This is a genomic window from Ideonella sp. FW305-24 (assembly GCF_058788035.1).
In genome coordinates this window covers 307,267-325,207 of the sequence record NZ_JBYTAI010000005.1, presented here as the reverse complement: position 1 = coordinate 325,207, position 17,941 = coordinate 307,267, and the positions used below count along the sequence as shown (strand labels likewise).

The 17,941-nt window shown below is 69.8% G+C and carries 13 protein-coding genes; 8 read left to right on the top strand and 5 right to left on the bottom strand.

From position 1 onward, the window contains the following. Nucleotides 1–54: 54 nt before the first annotated feature. Both AC3WR5_RS16065 and AC3WR5_RS16060 read right to left on the bottom strand, forming a co-directional pair. On the bottom strand, nucleotides 55–1,320 hold the full coding sequence (locus AC3WR5_RS16065) for an EAL domain-containing response regulator (RefSeq protein ID WP_492485709.1): 1,266 nt from the start codon (nucleotides 1,318–1,320) through the stop codon (nucleotides 55–57). Next, nucleotides 1,317–5,705, bottom strand: coding sequence for a PAS domain-containing protein (locus AC3WR5_RS16060; RefSeq protein ID WP_492485708.1), 4,389 nt, complete (start codon nucleotides 5,703–5,705; stop codon nucleotides 1,317–1,319). The genes AC3WR5_RS16065 and AC3WR5_RS16060 overlap by 4 nt, the downstream gene beginning before the upstream one ends. A gap of 109 nt (nucleotides 5,706–5,814) precedes the next feature. Here AC3WR5_RS16060 and AC3WR5_RS16055 point away from each other — a divergent pair, with 109 nt between their 5' ends. Together AC3WR5_RS16055 and AC3WR5_RS16050 are read left to right on the top strand one after the other, a co-directional pair. After that, entirely contained in the window at nucleotides 5,815–6,234 is a 420-nt protein-coding gene (locus tag AC3WR5_RS16055; RefSeq protein WP_141291025.1) for a VOC family protein, read from the top strand. Nucleotides 6,235–6,247: 13 nt separating this feature from the next. Continuing rightward, nucleotides 6,248–6,871 (top strand): UPF0149 family protein, encoded by a 624-nt coding sequence (locus tag AC3WR5_RS16050; protein WP_492485707.1) that lies wholly within the window; start codon nucleotides 6,248–6,250, stop codon nucleotides 6,869–6,871. Here AC3WR5_RS16050 and AC3WR5_RS16045 read toward each other — a convergent pair whose 3' ends face one another. Together AC3WR5_RS16045 and AC3WR5_RS16040 are read right to left on the bottom strand one after the other, a co-directional pair. Next, on the bottom strand, nucleotides 6,872–7,975 hold the full coding sequence (locus AC3WR5_RS16045; protein ID WP_492485706.1) for a cyanophycinase: 1,104 nt from the start codon (nucleotides 7,973–7,975) through the stop codon (nucleotides 6,872–6,874). A 177-nt stretch (nucleotides 7,976–8,152) separates the two neighbouring features. Beyond that, nucleotides 8,153–8,476 (bottom strand): 2Fe-2S iron-sulfur cluster-binding protein, encoded by a 324-nt coding sequence (locus tag AC3WR5_RS16040; protein WP_231010166.1) that lies wholly within the window; start codon nucleotides 8,474–8,476, stop codon nucleotides 8,153–8,155. A 99-nt stretch (nucleotides 8,477–8,575) separates the two neighbouring features. Between AC3WR5_RS16040 and AC3WR5_RS16035 the strand changes: the two genes are divergently transcribed. The 6 genes from AC3WR5_RS16035 to htpG all read left to right on the top strand — a co-directional run bounded on the left by AC3WR5_RS16035 (nucleotide 8,576) and on the right by htpG (nucleotide 16,798). Beyond that, entirely contained in the window at nucleotides 8,576–10,282 is a 1,707-nt protein-coding gene (locus tag AC3WR5_RS16035) for an MBL fold metallo-hydrolase (RefSeq protein WP_492485705.1), read from the top strand. Between the two features lie 178 nt (nucleotides 10,283–10,460). Further along, entirely contained in the window at nucleotides 10,461–11,987 is a 1,527-nt protein-coding gene (locus tag AC3WR5_RS16030) for a DUF4331 domain-containing protein (RefSeq protein ID WP_492485704.1), read from the top strand. Between the two features lie 9 nt (nucleotides 11,988–11,996). Continuing rightward, nucleotides 11,997–12,248, top strand: a complete 252-nt coding sequence (locus tag AC3WR5_RS16025; protein ID WP_492485703.1) for a hypothetical protein — start codon at nucleotides 11,997–11,999, stop codon at nucleotides 12,246–12,248. 92 nt (nucleotides 12,249–12,340) lie between these two features. Next, nucleotides 12,341–13,540 (top strand): tetratricopeptide repeat protein, encoded by a 1,200-nt coding sequence (locus tag AC3WR5_RS16020; RefSeq protein ID WP_492485702.1) that lies wholly within the window; start codon nucleotides 12,341–12,343, stop codon nucleotides 13,538–13,540. Further along, nucleotides 13,537–14,799, top strand: a complete 1,263-nt coding sequence (locus tag AC3WR5_RS16015) for a HupE/UreJ family protein (protein ID WP_492485701.1) — start codon at nucleotides 13,537–13,539, stop codon at nucleotides 14,797–14,799. The genes AC3WR5_RS16020 and AC3WR5_RS16015 overlap by 4 nt, the downstream gene beginning before the upstream one ends. 118 nt (nucleotides 14,800–14,917) lie before the next feature. Beyond that, nucleotides 14,918–16,798 (top strand): molecular chaperone HtpG, encoded by a 1,881-nt coding sequence (htpG, locus tag AC3WR5_RS16010; RefSeq protein ID WP_492485700.1) that lies wholly within the window; start codon nucleotides 14,918–14,920, stop codon nucleotides 16,796–16,798. A gap of 52 nt (nucleotides 16,799–16,850) precedes the next feature. On the opposite strand, the gene AC3WR5_RS16005 is transcribed toward htpG, so the two are convergent. Further along, entirely contained in the window at nucleotides 16,851–17,918 is a 1,068-nt protein-coding gene (locus tag AC3WR5_RS16005) for a serine/threonine protein kinase (protein ID WP_492485699.1), read from the bottom strand. Nucleotides 17,919–17,941 lie beyond the last annotated feature (23 nt).

Here is a 17,941-nt window from a genome sequence, read left to right as displayed (position 1 = left end):
GCTTCACCCCCCATGCGGCAATGTGCACCTGGGCGGCGAGCAGGCGGTCTGGCGTCAGCGTCCTGTCAGCCAGGCGGCGCGTGTGGCCCAGCGCAGCTGCCAGGCGTCCAGCTCTTCGGCCGGCATGGGCCGGGCAATGAAATAGCCCTGGGCCAGCTGGCAGCCAGCCTGGCGCAGCAGCTGCCAGTCGGCCTCGTCTTCCACGCCTTCGGCCACGGTGCTCATGCCGAGCTGGCCGGCCAGGCCCAGGCTGGATTCGACGATGCTGCGCAGCGAGGCATCGCGCCAGGCGCCGTGCACGAAGCTGCGGTCGATCTTCAGCTCGTCGAACGGGATGTCGCGCAACTGCGTCAGCGACGAGTGGCCGGTGCCGAAGTCGTCGATCGCGACGCTGACGCGCTTGAGCCGCAGGCGGGTCAGCGCGTCCACCGTGGCCAGCGGATGCGCCATCAGCCGGCTCTCGGTGACTTCCAGCACCAGGCTGGACAAGGCCACGCCGGCGGCGGCGGCCTCGGCGGCGATCTGGTCCGGGAAGTCCAGTGCCGACAGGCTGTCCATCGAGATGTTGACGGCCACCTGCAGGTGGCGCTGCTGCGAGGTCCATTCGCGTGAATCGCGCAGCGCCCGGCGCAGCACCTGGCGCGTCAGCTCGCCGATCAGGCCTTGCTCCTCGGCCAGGCCAATGAACTGGTCCGGGCTCACCAGGCCGTGCACCGGGTGCTGCCAGCGCACCAGGGTTTCGACGCCGACCCAGCGCCCGGTCGCCAGTTCGACCTTGGGCTGGTAGTGGTTGACGAACTCGTGCTGCGCCAGCGCGCGTGGCAGCTCGTCGGCCTGCACCTTGCTGGGCCGCGGGCTGTTGGCGTGGCGCGGCGGTGCCGGTGTGCGCGGGCCGTCCAGCAGCTGGCGCAGTTGTTCGGGCGAGACCGGCTTGTCCAGGGCGCCCAGCACGCTCAGCCCGTGCGCGCGGGCCAGCCGCACCGCCGTCTGCACGATGCGGGGCGCCTCGCCGCTGATCAGCACCAGGTCGCCCTGGTAACCGGCTTCGCCGAGGTGGCGGATGAATTCGACGCCGTCCATGTCGGGCATCTGCAGGTCGCAGAAGACCAGGCCTATGGGGGCGCCGGCGGGCGTGGCTGCGCCGTCGGCGGACGGGATCTCGGGCAGCGGCGGCGCGGCGCGCAGCAGCGCCAGCGCCTCGGTCGCGCAGCCGACGGCGACGACCCGGCGCGCGCCCAGATTCTGCAATTGGCGGGTCAGCAGCTTGAGCACAAACGGCTCGTCGTCCACCACCAGCACCGTGTGTTCGAGTCTTGTCATGACGGCCATGCCTCCTCCTGCCCTCGGGCCTGTCCCAGCGCCGTGGCCAGCGCCTGTTCCAGTGCTGCAAACGCCTGTTCGAATCCGGCCAGGCCACGCGTCAGCGCGGCTGGGTCCAGTCGTCGCCCCTGCTGCTCCAGCGTGGCGCAGAGCTCGCCGAGCGCCAGTGCGCCCACCGAGCGCGATGAAGACTTCAGCTTGTGCGCCAGCGCGGCCGCCTGCTTGGCATCGCCCGCGGCGTGAGCCAGGCGCAGCTCATGGGCCAGCGTGCGCGCCGAGCTGCGGAAATCGCGCAGGAATTCATCGACGACTTCGGGGGCATCGCCAATCAGCGCGCGCAGCACGTCCAGCCGCAGCACCGGCAGCACCTCGGGCAGCAGGCTGGCTGGCACCAACGGAGCCGACGTGGCCGATGGCGCTGGCGGCGGCTCCGCGGGCGGCGTGGCTTCGTGGCGCGGCGGCAGCCAGGCGTCCAGCGCAATGCGCAGCGCGCGCAGCGGCACCGGCTTGGTCAGGTAGCCGTCCATGCCGGCGGCCAGCGCGCGCTGCTCTTCGCTTTTCAGCGCGTTCGCCGTCAGTGCCACGATGGGCATGTGCTGCCCGGGCGATTCTTCGCGCCGCAGCTGGGTGGCCAGCGAATAGCCGTCCAGCTCGGGCATGTGCAGGTCGGTCAGCAGCAGCGCATGCTGGCCTTCGCGCCAGCGCTGCAAGGCCTGGCGGCCGTCGTCGACCACTTCGGCCGTGTGGCCCAGCAAAGCCAGCTGGCGCTGGATGACCTTCTGGTTCACAGGATCGTCTTCGGCGACCAGGATCAGCCGGCCGCGGGCGCGCGCCTCGGCCACGCTGAGCGGCGGCGGGGCTGGCGGCTGCTGCGGGTCGTCGGCAATGCCGGGCCGGACCAGCGAGTGCGCCCCTGGCGCCGGCACCGGCGTCAGGCCGAGCGCGGCTGCGCTGATGACGTTGGCGCGCAACTCTGGCGAGGCACGGCCGGCCATCATGGCCACGCCGCGCAACAAGGCCTGGCGCCGCAGCACGCCCAGCGCGCCAACATTGGGTGCCACCAGCTGGGCCGGGCCCAGGCGGCCACCACCGATCAGCAGCTGGCGCAGGTCGCCGGGCATGCCGGGCAGCGGGCTGCGCCATTCGGGCGGGCTGTCGTCCGCTGCGTCCACCAGCACCACCGGCCCGGCGTGGGCCGCGGCCAGATCCTGGGCCTGGGTCAGGCTGTCGACCCGCTGCACGCGAGCGCCGGTGGGCACCAGATAGGCGGCCAGGTCGTCGGTGGGCAAGGCGCCGTGAGCCATCAGCAGCACCGTCAGCCCATGCAGCTCGGGGGTGGCGCTGGGCTGCCAGGCGGGCTCGGGCAGCACAGGCGCCGGCGCGAGCCGGTCGCCATCCTGGCCTGGCAGGTGGCTGTCGCGGTGGCGGGTGGCCAGGGCCGGATCGGCCGCGGGCAGCGGCAGGCCGACCTCGAAGGTGGTGCCCAGGCCGGGTTCGCTGCGAACCTGGATCCTGCCGTCCAGCAGGCTGATCAGGCGCTCGCTGATGGTCAGGCCCAGGCCGGTGCCGCCGAAGCGGCGCGTGGTCGAGACCTCGGCCTGGGTGAAGGGCAGGAAGATGCGGTCGATGGTGGCCGGGTCCATGCCGATGCCGTTGTCGCTGACCTCGAAGCGCACCTGGCCGGGCTGCGCGCAGTCGGGCTCCACGCGCAGCGCCACGCGGCCGCGCCGTCCGGGCAGGCCGGCGGAGAACTTGATCGCGTTGCTGAGCAGGTTGTTGACGATCTGGCGCAGCCGCACCGGGTCTGTCATCACCAGCTCGGGCAGCTCGGGCGAGCAGAACAGCTGCAGCTCGACCTGGCGCGCGGTGGCCACCGGCTGCAGCGCGTCGCACAGGCGCTCGACCAGCGCGGCCAGGCGAACCGGCGTGCGCTCCAGCACCAGGTGGCCAGCCTCGATCTTCGAGAAGTCCAGGATGTCGTCGATCAGCCGCAGCAGCGAGCTGGCCGAGTCGCGCATGGTGTGCACGGCGTCGGCCTGCTCCTCGGTCAGCGCGCTCTGCGCCAGCAGCTCGGCCATGCCGATCACGCCGTTCATCGGCGTGCGGATCTCGTGGCTCATGGTGGCCAGGAAGGCCGACTTGGCGCGGTTGGCGGCCTCGGCCTGCTGCGTGGCCGCGGCCAGCTGGGCCTCGATCTGCTTGCGCGCGCACACGTCCATCAGCATGCCGTACCAGACGATGCCGCCGTCCTCGCGGCGCGTGGGCAGCGCATCGACCGCGATCCAGCGCCAGGCCTCGCCCACGCGCAGCCGGAATTCGCTGCGCAGCGGCGTCAGGTCGCGGCTGGAGGCGTTCATGTCCTCGTTCAGGCCAGGCAGGTCGTCGCCGTGCACATTGCGGTAGAGCTGGTGGCGGTCGGCCAGCAGCTCGGCCGGGGTCAGGCCCAGCACGCTGGCGGCCGAGCCACTGAGGAACACAAAGCGCGATTCACCCTGGGCCGGCCGCTCGAATTCATAGACCACGCCGGGCAGGCTGGCGAAGATGGTGTCGGTGCGCAGGCGCTGCTCGGCCAGCTCGGCCTCGTGGGCCTTGCGCTGGCTGATGTCGATGTGGGTGCCGGCGGCCCATTCGGGCAGGCCTTCCGGCGTGCGCGAGACGAACTTGGCACGCGACTGGGTCCAGATCCAGTGCCCCTGCTTGTGGCGCACCCTCTGTTCGACTTCGTACAGCGTGACCGTGCCGGCCCGGTGCGCGCGGCCCTGTTCCAGCATCGGCGGCACGTCGTCCGGGTGCACCATGGTGCAGAAGTTGGCGAAGCTGAAGGACTGCACCTCGTCCAGCGTGTAGCCGAACATCGCCGCCCAGCGTGCATCGGCGCGCAGCTCGCCGGTCTGCGCATTGACCTCCCAGCTGCCCGCGTCGCTGCCATCGAGCACGTGCTCCAGCCGCTGGCGCTCGCGCTGCAGCGCCTGGTTGGCCTGGCGCACCGCGGTCACGTCGGTGTCGATGGCCATGAAGCCGGTCAGCAGGCCTTCTGCGCTGCGCAGCGGACGGACTTCGGTGCGGGTCCAGTAGACCTGGCCGTCGGGTCGCCGGTTTTCGATCTCGCCATCGAAGTTGTCCCCGGCGGCATAGGCCTGGGCCAGCGCGGCCTTCGCCTCGGACGTGCCCAGGTTGGACCGCATCAGCGCATGCGGCAGCTGGCCAAGCGCCGCTTCGGCACTGTGGCCGGACATCGTGCTGAACGCCTGGTTGGTCCAGACGATGCGGCCCTGGGCGTCCATCACCATCACGGCGCTGGAAGTGCGCTCTGCCACTTGCGAGAGCCGGTCCAGGTCGGCCGTCATGCTGGCGGCCAGCGCCAGCGCGCGGGCCCGCGCCGAGGCCATGGCCCAGATGCTGCCGGCCAGCAGCAGGCTCAGCAGCAGACCGCTGGCGGCCTGCAGCGACAGCGCCCGCGTGTGCTGCTGCTCGGCGTCGAAAGCCGGCGTGCTGCTGGCCGACAGCCGCAGCGGGTGCTGGCCGACCAGCAGGCCGCGCTCGGCCAGGAAAGCTGGCATGGCGCCTGGGCTGTTGGGCCGGCTGTAGATCGGCAGGTCGCTGGCGCCGCCTGCGCCGTCGCGCAGCGAGAAGGCCAGTGGCGTTTCGCCGGCACTGTCCAGTCCGGCCAGCAGGCCGTTGGCGCTGATCGAGGCCACCAGCATGCTGCGCAGTGCATCCTGGCGCTGGCCTGGGGTCACGGGGTCGGTGCCGCGGCGGTACACCGGCATCAGGTAGCTGAAGCCTGCCTGGCCCTGTGCGCTGCCTGGCGGCAGATGGGCGGCCAGCGTGGGGTGGCCGCTGGCAACGGCCAGCTGCAGCGCGGCGCGCAGGCCGGGCTCTTCTGCCAGGTCCTGGCCCCAGGCCTCGAAATGCTCGGCCAGCGGTGCGACCAGGCCCATGGGCCACAGCACCGGCTGGCCACCGTCGCTGCGCAGTGCGAAGCCAGGCGTCAGCTCGCGCTGGTGCACGATGAACTCGGCCAGCCGCCCGCGGCGCACTGGTTCGGCCTGGCCGAAGCTGATCAGGCCCGGCAGGGTGCCGTTCAGTGCCCAGTCGCCAACAAAATGCTCGAATTCGGCGGCTTCGACCTCATGGCTGGCGCTGTGCAGCGCCTGCAGGCTTTGCAGCCCGGCGGCAATGCCGTCGAAGCGATGCGCGATCTCGCCCGCCAGCCGGTCCACCCGGTGCTGGTAGCGGGCGTTGGCCTCGCCCGCCAGCTGGCCCTGGCGCTGCCACACGGCGGCGGCCGTGACCAGCAGGCCGGCCAGCAGCGTGGCCAGCGCCATTGCGCTGGCAGCGGACAGGGAAAAAGGCCGCCAGAGGCGGATGAGCAAGGCGTGCATGGCGACGGGTGACGGCGGTTCCGCCCAGGGGGACGGGTCTCCAACCGCACATATCGGCCATGCCGCCCGGCAACTGGAGCGCCGCCGCCGCGCGGATTACAGTGCGGGCATGAAATACCTGCACACCATGGTGCGCGTCACGGATCTGGACGCGTCGATGCGCTTTTTCCGCGACGCGCTGGGGCTGGAAGAGGTGCGCCGCACCGAACACGCCCAGGGCCGCTTCACGCTGGTCTACCTGGCCGCCCCGGGCGACCACGACGCCCAGATCGAGCTGACCTACAACTGGGACCCGGAGGTTTACACCGGTGGCCGCAACTTCGGCCACGTGGCCTTCGCGGTGGACGACATCTACGCCACCTGCGAGCGCTTGCAGCAGCATGGCGTGACCATCCTGCGCCCGCCGCGCGACGGCCACATGGCCTTTGTGCGCTCGCCGGACCAGATCTCGGTCGAACTGCTGCAGGCCGGCGGCCGGCTGCCACCGGCCGAGCCCTGGGCCAGCATGCCCAACACCGGCAGCTGGTGAGCGGAGCGCTGTTGTGGACTATCCCCGCTATGACCCGCAATCGGCCAACACGCCGCTGAGCGACGAAGAACTTCAGGCACTGGACGACCTGCTGCACGCGCTGCCGCTGGACGGCGCGATGAACATCGAAGGCCTGGACGGCTACCTGACCGCGCTGCTGGTTGGCCCGCCGCTGCTGGACAAGCTGGCCACCGCTGATTGGTTGCCGCTGGTCTGGGGCGGTGACGCCGAAGGCGAAAGCCATGCACCGTTCCCCAGCGGACGCAAGCGCAAGCAGGCGACGGTGTGGGTGCTGCGCCACCTGCAAAACCTGGCCTGCCTGCTGCGCGACAAGCCCGACGACTGGCAGCCGATCTTCAGCGTGGCCGAGCAGGGTGAGAAGGAATACGTCAGCGCGCAGGACTGGTGCGCCGGCTTCCTCAGCGCCGTGGACCTGGACCAGGAAGCCTGGTCACCGCTGTTCGACGACCCGGCGCTGGGACCCCTGCTGGTGCCGGTGGCCCTTCTGGGCGGCGACGCGGACCAACTCAGCCCTGCCGACGCCGAGCGGCTGCAGGACATCGAGGTGGTGGACGAACTGAGCCGGCAGGTTGCCGACATGGTGGGTGTGCTCTGGGCCCACCGCCACCAAGACTGATCAAAGGCCCCCAAAACGATCCGGGGTCCGGCCGGCTGTGGCGTGGGCTTCGCTCAAGGCGGGTGCGATGTACGGGTTGCGGCTCAGCACCACGCCCTGGTCCACGTCCAGCCGGTAGAAGCCGGTCTGCGGGCGCTCGGAGAAGTCGTACAGGCTGCCCGGCTCCAGCCGCCAGACCTTGTAGCCGGTGTAGGTCACCGGGTCGTTTTCCTGGCGGCAGCCGTAGCCGGGCCGGTCGGCCAACACGACGAAGGCGGTGTCGCCGTAGACCGTGCCCTTGCCGTCGCGGTCGATCAGCACGGCCGTGCCTTCGTTGATGCCCAGGCCCCAGGCTTCGTCCACCTCGCGGCTGCCGAGCTGGCGGCACAGGAAGGCCAGCAGCCGGCCCATGCGGTCGCGCTTGACGAAGTGGCTGTCGGTCAAGGTGCTTTCGAGACCCGGCCAGTTGAACAGGTTCTCGGTGAAGCTGACGCTGTTGCGGTACGGGTCGGCCAGCGCCAGGGAAGAATTGACGCTGCCGCGGCAGCCGTCATAGACCGCCAGCGAGCCCTGGATGGCCAGGCCCGCACTGCCGCCGCCGGTGCCGCCCCCACGTTCCACCACGGCCTGCACGGCGGCCGGGATCGGGCTGTTGCGCCACTGCACGAAGTTGCATTGGTCGCCGCCGCGGAAATAGACCACCTCCGCCTGCTTGATCGCGGCCAGCACTTCCGGGTCGGCCGCGTCGCGTGCGTCGCGGATCACGATGGTGGTGCAGGAATTGACATTGGGCAGCGCGTTCAGCGTGCGGCATTCGCCTTCCCAGTCGCGATAGCTCGCGCCCATCACTACCACGTCGACCGGCTCGTGGGAGAGCTGGTCCACGAAGGCCTCGAAGGAACGTGCCTCGGGCGCGCCGTCGCCCTTCAGGTAGAAGGCCGGGCCCTGCAGCCTGGGCTGCACGTCGTCGGTGAAGCCCAGCCGGCTGATGCTGACCGAAGGCGCGGTGGCCGCCGCGGGGCCGGCCAGGGTCATCAGCCCGGTGGCCGCTGCCAGCGCACCGGTCCACGCGGCCAGGCGCCGGCGCAGGGGCCGGTGTGGCGGGAGGCTCGGCGATCCAGGCATTGGCAATCCTTTCTCAGCGGCGGCGGGCAACGCGGGGGTAAGGCGCGTCGGCAGTCATCGTTTTGCAAATATCGGGCCCGCGGCATGTGAGGTCGCGTGCATTGGCCTGAGCGAGCCGTCAAATGAAAGAAAGGTTCCATTTTGTACGCCTGCCTTACATCTTTGCCACGCCACAAATCACAGCTTCTGCGCTGCAGGTGCCTCGATGCGCACGTCACCCAGTGGTTCGGCCACGCACGGCAGGATCAGCCCTTCTGCCCGTTCTTCGGCGCTGATGCCTGGCCATTCGACGCGGTAGCGCACTTCGCCGGCCAGCAACTGGCAGCGGCAGGCGCGGCAGGTGCCGTTGCGGCAAGAGCGCGCCAGCCGCACGCCGGCCTGCTGCGCCGCCTCCAGCAGGCTCAGGCCCGGCGGCAGCGGCAACCGCCAGCCCTGCGGCTGGATCTCCAGCCAGCGCGCGCTGGGCGCGTCTGCGGTGGGGGGCGAGGCTTCGCTGCTCATGCACGATTCTGGCCCTGCGCGCCGCTTATGAGGGCAAACCCCAGGTCGGCGGCCGACCCCAGGCCCCGCTTGGGGGCGCCGCTTCCGTAGACTGCCGCCATGCTTGCCGATCCCTCTTCCACCACCGCCCTGCAACACCCGCCCGGCGGCCCGCTGGGCGCGGACCCGGACCTGCAGGGTGCCCGCCGCGCCGCCACGCTGATCCTGCTGCGCGACGGCGATGCCGGCCCCGAGGTGCTGCTGATGCGCCGCGCCGAGCGCAGTGGCGACAGCCGCAGCGGCGTCTGGGTCTTCCCCGGCGGCGCGCTGGACCCGGCCGACGCCGGCATGCAGGCGCTGTGCGAGGCAGCTGATGAAGCGGCCTGGAACCAGCGCCTGGACCTGCCGTCTGGCGGGCTGGACTACGCCGTGGCCGCGCTGCGCGAGAGTTTCGAGGAGGTCGGCCTGCTGCTGGCGCACGGCACGGCCGAGGCCATGTCCTCGGTGCAAATGCAGCGCTCGCAACTGCAGACCGGCGCCGCCTTCGCCGAAGCCTGCCGTGGCGCCGGCCTGCGCCTGGCGACCGACCAACTGCGCTACTTCAGCCACTGGCTGACGCCGCCCGGCATCAAGCAGCGCTTCGACACCCGGTTTTTCATCGCCCGCATGCCGGAGGGCCAGACCGCCGTGGCCGATGCCGCCGAAGCGCTGGAAGTCGCCTGGCTGCGGCCGGCCGATGCGCTGGCCGCCGGCCTGAAGCTGCTGCCGGTGACCGAGCGCACGCTGCAGCAGCTCAGCCGCCACGCCAGCGTGCAGGCCGCGCTGGAGGCCACCGATGCGCAGGCCGCCGTGCGCCGCACCATGCCGCGCCTGGGCCGGGACGCCAAAGGCACCCGCCCCCTCCTGCCCGACCACTGGGCCTGGGCCGAGATCGGCCGCCTGGACCCGACCGGCCGCGGCGACGTGTTCGCCGACCTGTTGCCGCTGCGCGCGGTGGCCTTGTCCGAGCGCGTGACGCGTGTCTCCTGCAACAACGGCAGCGTGATGACAGGCCCCGGCACCAACACCTATCTGCTGCGCGCGCCGGGCGGCGATGAAGTGGCGGTGCTGGATCCCGGCCCGGACGATGCCGATACCGAGGCCCACCTGCAGGCGGTGCTGGCCGCAGCACAGCCGGGCCGCATCACCCGCATCCTCGTCACGCACACCCACACCGACCATTCGCCCGCTGCGCGCCGGCTGCAGGCGCTGACCGGCGCCACGCTGGTCGGTCGCGTCGCCTCGCACCCGATGTGGCAGGACGCCACGTTCGTGCCTGACCATGTGCCCGTCGACGGCGAGCGCCTGTCGCTCGGCGAAGGCTGCACGCTGCGCGCGGTGCCCACGCCGGGCCACGCATCCAACCATGTGTGCTGGCTGCTGGAGGAAGAGCGGCTGCTGTTCACCGGCGACCATGTGATGCAGGGCTCGACCGTGGTCATCAACCCGCCGGACGGTGACATGGCAGCCTATTGCGCGGCACTCGAAAGCCTGCTGGCGCTGGACCTGGATTGGTTTGCACCCGGCCACGGCTTCCTGATCGCCGAGCCGCAGGCCGAGGTGCGCCGGCTGCTGGCGCACCGCCAGGCGCGCGAGGACAAGGTGCTGGCCGCGCTGCGGGCGCAGGCCGCGCCGGTGACGGTGCAGGCGCTGGTGCCCGAGGTCTATGGCGACGTGCCGGCCTCGCGCCATGGCATTGCCGCCCGCTCGCTGAGTGCGAACCTGCTGAAGCTGGCCGCGCAAGGCCAGGCGAAGGTGGACGACGAAGCCCGCTGGGAAGCGGCCTGAAGACAGGAGCAGAGAACACCTGCTTACAAGTCTCCGTGAAGAAAGTCGCATCCGGCTTTGTGTCGGCTGCGTAAAGGCCTGAGTCGTCGGAAGGGTTGAGGGTCATCGCAGGCCCCCCTTCGCCGGCTCCGCCCAACCGCCGGCCTCGCGCTGGCGCACTTTCTTCCAGGAGACTTCCATGTTGCGTTCCCCTCTGCGTCTGCTGCCCCTGGTGGCCGCGGCCATGCTGGCCGTTGCCGGCACCGCCCAGGCCTCCAGTCACCGTGAAGCCCCGTTCATCACGACTTCGCCCAAGGTCGACGCCTCGGACTTCTACATGTTCCGCAGCTACGAGGCCGGCCGTGACGGCTACGTCACGCTGATCGCGAACTATCAGCCGCTGCAGGACGCGTATGGCGGCCCGAACTACTTCTCGATGGACCCGAACGCGCTCTATGAGATCCACATCGACAACAACGGCGACGCGGTCGAGGACCTGACGTTCCAGTTCCGCTTCAAGAACACGGCCGCCGGCATTGCGCTGACGGTGGGCGACCAGAGCGTGGGCATTCCGCTGATCCAGGCCGGCCAGGTGGCCAATGTCAACGACACCAACCTCAACGTGGCCGAGAGCTACAGCGTTAGCGTGGTGCGCGGTGACCGCCGCAGCGGCAGCACGCAGGTCGTGACCAATGCCAGCGGCGGCGCGAGCACCTTCGCCAAGCCGGTGGACAACATCGGCGTGAAGACGATTCCGGACTACGCCGCCTACGCTGCCAAGCACATCTACAGCGTCAACATTCCGGGCTGCAGCACGGCGGGCAAGATGTTCGTCGGCCAGCGCCAGGACCCGTTTGCGGTCAACCTGGGCACCATCTTCGACCTGGTCAACGCACCGGTGTCAGTCATCACCGACCCGACGCTGATCGGCGCGGTGCCCAACCAGCTGGCCGACAAGAACGTGACCACGCTGGCGCTGGAAGTGCCGATCAGCTGCCTGACCAATGGCACCGAGACGGTGATCGGCGGCTGGACCACGGCCAGCATGCGCCAGGCCCGCCTGCTGGATCCCAGCCCCAAGCCGGGCGTCCAGACCACCGACAAGAATGGCGGCGCCTGGACCCAGGTCTCGCGCCTGGGCATGCCCCTGGTCAACGAGGTGGTGATCGGCCTGAAGGACAAGGACCGCTTCAACAGCTCCAAGCCCAAGGACGACGCGCAGTTCGCCAAGTACGTGACCAACCCGACGCTGCCCAAGCTGATCGAGATCGCGCTGGCGCTGCCGAACACCGCGCCGACCAACTACCCGCGCAACGACCTGGTCACCACCTTCCTCACCGGCATCGGCGGCCTGAACCAGCCGAAGAACGTGGTGGCTTCGGAGGAGCTGCGGCTGAACACTGCCATTGCGCCGGTGCCGTTTGCGCAGCAGAACCGCCTGGGCGTGGTGGGCAACATCCTGGCCGGTGGCAACGACTTCGCCGGCTTCCCGAACGGCCGCCGACCGAAGGACGACGTGGTCGACGTGTCGCTGGTCGCGGTGATGGGTGGCCTGTGTATGGCCAATGGCGACACCGACGCGCTGAAGTTCGGCGCCGCGTGCAAGCCTTCGGCCGTGCCGCTGGGCGAAACCTCGCTGAAGCTGCATGACGCGGTGGACCAGGCGGTCGTGCCCTTGATGGCCGGCTTTCCGTACCTGAACACGCCCATCGGCGGCACCAAGTAAGGAGTGGCCATGAAGCGCGTTCATCTACTGACGCTGGCGGCCAGTGCGCTGGCGCTGCTCACTGCCTGCAATGGCGGCAGTGACGACGGCAACTCGGACTCGCAGGGCGGCAGCATCCCTTCTTCCGCACTGGCGTCGCCCGAGGCCTACACCGACTACACCGCCAAGCTGCCCGCCAGCGAGACGGAAGAGCCGGTCAACCTCGACGCGGTGGACCAGCCACCGACCAGCGACACCGCAGAGCCGGTGGCGCTCAACTGAGCGCTCTGATCACGGCCCCCTCGCCGTGACGCACGGGGCGGCACATCAACGTGCCGCCCCTCGTTCCCCTTCTTCTCGTCGGTTTCCCCACCATGTCCCCTTGGCATCCCGCCCCCCTGGCCGCGGCCTTGCTGCTCAGTTGCCATGCCCTGCTGCAGGCTGCGCCGTTTGTGCCGGCCAACGATGCGACGGTGGTCGAATCCTTGCCGACCCGTGTCGGCGGCCAGGCCGAGCGCCGTGCCGAGCGGGCCCAGCGCGCCGCGTTGCGCGAGACACCGGCCTCGCTGCCGCTGGCGTTGAACATTGCCCGCCAGGCCATCGAACGCAGCCGCCGCAGCGGCGACCCGCGCGAACTCGGCCAGGCCCAAGCCGCGCTGGCCACCTGGTGGGCACTGCCCGCGCCGCCCGCGCCGGTGCGCCTGCTTCGCGCCACCATCCTGCAGCGCAACCACCAGTTCGCCCCCGCGCTGCAGGACCTGGCTGCCTTGCTGGCCGACCGCAACACGCCGCTGCCCTTGCAGGCCCAGGCCGAGCTGACCCGCGCCGCGGTGCTTCAGGTCACCGGCGACTGGGCCGCGGCGCGCGCTGGCTACGAACAACTCGCCGGCCCGCGCTATGCCGCGCTGGGCCGTGCCGTCAGCGAGCCCGCCCTGGCGGCGCTGGCCGAACTGGACAGCCTGCAGGGCCAGCAGCGCCGCGCATCGGCCGCCTTGTCCAGGCTGCTGCAAGCCGGGCCGGACGATGCCTGGCTGTGGCTGCTGCGCGCCGAGATGGCCCAACGTCAGGGCGATGCCAGCGCCGGCAAGCACTTCAAGCAGGCGCTAGCATTGAACGACGACGTCTACACCCGCGCCGCCTATGCCGACTGGCTGCTGGACCACGGCCAGGCCGCGCAAGTCGTGCAACTGCTGGACGGCCAGGAGGCGTCCGACACCTTGCTGCTGCGACTGGCGCTGGCTTGGCGCGCGCTGAACGACCCGCGTGCGGACGGCGCCGTGCGCGACCTCGGCGAGCGCTACGCCGCCGCCGCACTGCGCGGCGATCCCAGCCATGCGCGCGAGCAGGCCCGCTGGGCGCTGGACCTGATGCGCCAGCCGGCGCAGGCGCTGGAACAGGCGCAGCTGAACTGGTCGCACCAGAAGGAGCCGGCCGATGCCTGGCTGCTGGTGCGCACGGCGCAGGCCGCCGGCCAGTCGCAGGCGATGGCGCCGGTGCTGGCCTTTGCGAAGGCGCAGGGCTGGCAGGATGCGACGCTGGCTCGGCTGTCGCGCACCGTGGGAGTTGGCGCATGAGCCGGGTTCTGCTGGCGTCGCTTTTGCTGATTTGCAGCGGCCTTGCCCAGGCGCACAAGCCCAGCGATGCCTATTTGCAGATGACCGTGAGCGGTCAAACGGTGCAGGCCCGCGTGGACGTGGCGCTGCGCGACCTGGACCGCGAGCTGGTGCTGGACCAGAACGACAACGGCGAGCTCAGCTGGGGCGAGGTGCGGCCGCGCTGGGCGCAGATCGACGTGCTGGTGCAGTCCAGGCTGCAACTCAGCGTGGGCGGCGAGGCCTGCGTGCCCGGCCCTGCCGGCCCGCCGCAGCTGGAGCATCACAGCGACGGCGTCTACGCGGTGCTGACGCGCCAGTGGCAATGCCCGCGCGAGGCCAGTGCACTGCAGGTCGGCTACCAGCTGTTTGCTGACAGCGACCCGACGCACCGCGGCGTGCTGCGTCTGATCTCGCCCACCGGCGAGCGGCTGCAGGTGCTGGTGCCAGGCGCGGCACCGGCCGCTGGGGCGGCTTCTGCGGCTTCGGGCGTGGCGGCCGAGCCGGCCAGCGAAGCGCCTTCCGGCTTCTTCGGCTTTGTCATCGAAGGCATGCACCACATCCTGATCGGCACCGACCACGTGCTGTTCCTGCTGTCGCTGCTGCTGCCTTCGGTGCTGCTGCGCGTGCGGCGCAATCCGCCGATGGTGCTGCGCAGCGAGTGGCAGCCGGCGCCGGACGGGCGCGAGGTGCTGCTCGGCGTGGCCAAGGTGGTGACGGCCTTCACCGTGGCGCACTCGATCACGCTGGCGCTGGCGGTGCTGGACGTTTTCAACCCGCCAACCCGCTGGGTCGAATCGCTGATTGCCGCCAGCGTCATCGCCGCCGCGCTGAACAACCTCTGGCCCTTGCTTGGTGCCCCCAAACCTGCCGCTGCGCGTCAGGCCCCCCGAGGGGGTCAAGAAGACTTGGGAGCGGCCCGGCATCTTCTTGAGGGCCAGGACCGCTGGAAGATGACGTTCGTCTTCGGCCTGGTGCACGGCTTCGGCTTTGCCAGCGTGCTCAAGGACATGGGGCTGGGCAAGGGTGCGCTGGTCAGCTCGTTGCTGGGCTTCAACCTGGGCGTGGAACTGGGGCAGGCGGCGGTGGTGGCCTGTGTGCTGCCGCTGGCCTGGTGGCTGCGGGCCACGCGCTTCTACCGCCGCGGCGTGCTGCCGGTGGGCTCGGTGCTGATCGCCATCGTGGCCGGGATCTGGCTGGTCGAGCGGGTTTTTGACCTGAAGCTGCTCGGGTCTGGCTGAACTGGGGCGACACTGGCGGGCTTGAAAAGCGACAGCGCGGCCCCAGATGGCCGCCAAACCCCCGCTGAGCCTTGGCTCGTGGGGGCGTTTTGCCAACCCCTTTTCCCGTTCGCGACCCATGAGCAAGCAGACCCATTCCTTCCAGGCCGAAGTCAAGCAGATCCTGCACCTCGTCACCCACTCGCTGTACTCGAACAAGGAAATCTTCCTGCGCGAGCTGGTGTCCAACGCGTCCGACGCCTGCGACAAGCTGCGCTACGAAGCGCTGGACCATCCGCAGCTGTTCGAGGACGCGCCCAACCTCGAAGTGCGCGTGCTGTTCGACGCCGAGGCCAAGACGCTGACCATCCGCGACAACGGCATTGGCATGAGTGCCGAGGAAGCCACCGCCCATCTGGGCACCATTGCCAAGAGCGGCACGCGTGAGTTCATGGCCAAGCTGGACGGCGACCAGAAGAAGGACGCGCAGCTGATCGGCCAGTTCGGCGTGGGCTTCTACTCCGGCTTCATCGTGGCAGACCGCATCACGGTCGAGACCCGCCGCGCCGGCCTTCCCGCCGACCAGGGTGTGCGCTGGAGCTCCGAAGGCACCGGCGAGTTCGAGCTGGAGACGATTGACAAGCCGCTGCGCGGCACCGACGTCATCCTGCACCTGCGCGACGAGGAAACCGAGTTCCTGTCGACCTGGCGCCTGAAGTCCATCATCAGCAAGTACAGCGACCACATCTCGCTGCCCATCCTGATGAAGAAGGAAACCTGGGACGCGGAAGCCTCCAAGCAGATCGTCACCGACGAATGGGAAACCGTCAACAAGGCCGCCGCGCTGTGGAGCCGCAGCAAGAGCGAGGTGACCGACGCCGAGTACCAGGACTTCTACAAGCAGATCAGCTACGACAGCGAGCCGCCGCTGGCCTACACGCACAACCGCGTCGAAGGCCGCAGCGAATACACGCAGCTGCTGTACATCCCCGCCAAGGCGCCGTTCGACCTGTGGAACCGCGACAAGCGCGGCGGCGTGAAGCTGTACGTCAAGCGCGTGTTCATCATGGACGACGCCGAGACGCTGCTGCCGGTCTACCTGCGCTTCGTCAAGGGCGTGATCGACTCGGCCGACCTGCCGCTGAACGTGAGCCGCGAACTGCTGCAGGAAAGCCGCGATGTGAAGGCGATCCGCGAAGGTTCGACCAAGCGCATCCTGTCCATGCTGGAAAGCCTGGCCGACAGCGACAGTGCCGACGACAAGGCCAAGTACCAGAAGTTCTGGGGCGAGTTCGGCAATGTGATGAAGGAAGGCATTGGCGAGGACTTCCAGAACCAGGAGCGCCTGGCCAAGCTGCTGCGCTTCTCGTCCACCCATGCCGACGAAGGCGTGAGCCTGGCGGATTACGTTTCGCGCATGAAGGAAGGCCAGGACGTGATCTACGTGATCACAGCCGATTCGCTGGCCGCCGCCAAGAGCAGCCCGCAGCTGGAGATCTTCCGCAAGAAGGGCATCGAGGTGCTGCTGCTGGCTGAGCGTGTGGATGAGTGGATGCTCTCGCATCTGCACGAGTTCGAAGGCAAGCAGCTGCAAAGCGTGGCCAAGGGCTCGGTGGACCTGGGCAAGCTGCAGGACGAGGAAGAGAAGAAGAAGGCCGAGGAAACCGCCGAGGCCTTCAAGCCGCTGGTCGAGAAGCTGAAGACCGCGCTGGCCAGCCGCGCCAAGGACGTGCGCGTGTCAAACCGGCTGGTCGATTCGCCTGCCTGCGTGGTGGTCGAGGAAGGCGACATGAGCGGTCACCTGGCGCGGCTCTTGAAGCAGTCTGGCCAGGAAGCGCCGGAAACCCGGCCCATCCTGGAAGTGAACCCGGAACACGCGCTGGTCAAGCGCATGCTGGACGACCCGCGTTTCGACGACCTGGCGCAGATCCTGTTCGACCAGGCGGTGCTGGCCGAAGGTGGGCAGCTGGAAGATGCGGCGGCCTATGTGCAGCGTGTGACCAAGCTTCTGTCGGCCTGACCCGTTCAGTCCGGAACAAAGGCCGCGGTGCTGCAAGGCGCCGCGGCCTTTTTCAATCCAGGTCGCTCATGCGCTCGACCTGCTCCTGCAGCTCGGTGGCCTGCTGGTTCCAGTAGGACGGGCTGGCAAACCACGGGAAGGCGATGGGGAAGGCCGGGTCGGACCAGCGCTCGGCCAGCCAGGCGCTGTGGTGGATCATGCGCAGCGTGCGCAGCGGTTCGATCAGCAGCAGCTCGCGGTCGTCGAAATCGGCGAAGTTGCGGTAGCCGTCCAGCAGGTGATACAGCGCGGTTTCGATCGCACCGCGCTCGCCCGGTAGCATCATCCACAGGTCCTGCACCGCGGGGCCCATGCAGCAGTCGTCGAAGTCCACGAAGTTCGGCCCGGCGTACTGGCCTTCCTCGCGCCACAGCACGTTGCCGGTGTGGCAGTCGCCATGCAGGCGGATCAGGCGCAGGTTGTCATGCCGCGCAAAAGCCTGGTCCACCAGTGCCAGCGCGCGCTCGCTGGCGCGCAGCCACACGCCTTCGGTGTCCGGGTGCACGAGGCCCAGCGCCTGCAGCCGTGTGCGCGCTGCGTGGCCGTAGGTCTGGGCGTTCAGCGTGCGGCGGTGCGCAAACGCGCTGCGCTTGCCGACCGCGTGCAGCCGGCCCAGCAAGCGGCCCAGCCAGCTCAGCGTCTCGGGCTGTTCCAGCTCCGGCGCTCGGCCCACGCGGCGCTCGCTGACGGCGATGCGGAAGGTCGCGCCGTTGACCTCGGCAATGCCTAACGTCGGCACGCCGTCCACCAATCTGAAAGCCGGGTCTTCCCACTGGGGCGCCAGCACCAGCGGTGGCACGACCGGCAGGTCGGCCTCAGCCAGCTCGGCGGAAAAAGCGTGTTCCTCGGCCAGCTGCGCGTCCGTCCAGCGCTCGGGCCGGTAGAACTTCGCGATCACCACGCGGCCGTCGTCCAGGTGCGCCTGCCAGACGCGGTTTTCGTAGGAGTTCAACTGCAGCAGCCGGCCATCGGCCGGCAGGCCGGCCAGCGTCAGCGCCTGCAGCACCGCTTGCGGGTCGAGTGTTGCAAACGGGGAAGTGGCGGGGGAGACGGCAGGGGAGTCCGAGGGAGAAACAGGCATCGGGGCATGGTACGCCCGCGCCG

Coding starts and splice junctions, on each gene's coding strand:
- AC3WR5_RS16065 (WP_492485709.1), bottom strand. CDS start 1,320: ATGACAAGACTCGAACACACGGTGCTGGTGGTGGACGACGAGCCGTTT.
- AC3WR5_RS16060 (WP_492485708.1), bottom strand. CDS start 5,705: ATGCACGCCTTGCTCATCCGCCTCTGGCGGCCTTTTTCCCTGTCCGCT.
- AC3WR5_RS16055 (WP_141291025.1), top strand. CDS start 5,815: ATGAAATACCTGCACACCATGGTGCGCGTCACGGATCTGGACGCGTCG.
- AC3WR5_RS16045 (WP_492485706.1), bottom strand. CDS start 7,975: ATGCCTGGATCGCCGAGCCTCCCGCCACACCGGCCCCTGCGCCGGCGC.
- AC3WR5_RS16040 (WP_231010166.1), bottom strand. CDS start 8,476: ATGAGCAGCGAAGCCTCGCCCCCCACCGCAGACGCGCCCAGCGCGCGC.
- AC3WR5_RS16035 (WP_492485705.1), top strand. CDS start 8,576: ATGCTTGCCGATCCCTCTTCCACCACCGCCCTGCAACACCCGCCCGGC.
- AC3WR5_RS16030 (WP_492485704.1), top strand. CDS start 10,461: ATGTTGCGTTCCCCTCTGCGTCTGCTGCCCCTGGTGGCCGCGGCCATG.
- AC3WR5_RS16025 (WP_492485703.1), top strand. CDS start 11,997: ATGAAGCGCGTTCATCTACTGACGCTGGCGGCCAGTGCGCTGGCGCTG.
- AC3WR5_RS16020 (WP_492485702.1), top strand. CDS start 12,341: ATGTCCCCTTGGCATCCCGCCCCCCTGGCCGCGGCCTTGCTGCTCAGT.
- AC3WR5_RS16015 (WP_492485701.1), top strand. CDS start 13,537: ATGAGCCGGGTTCTGCTGGCGTCGCTTTTGCTGATTTGCAGCGGCCTT.
- htpG (WP_492485700.1), top strand. CDS start 14,918: ATGAGCAAGCAGACCCATTCCTTCCAGGCCGAAGTCAAGCAGATCCTG.
- AC3WR5_RS16005 (WP_492485699.1), bottom strand. CDS start 17,918: ATGCCTGTTTCTCCCTCGGACTCCCCTGCCGTCTCCCCCGCCACTTCC.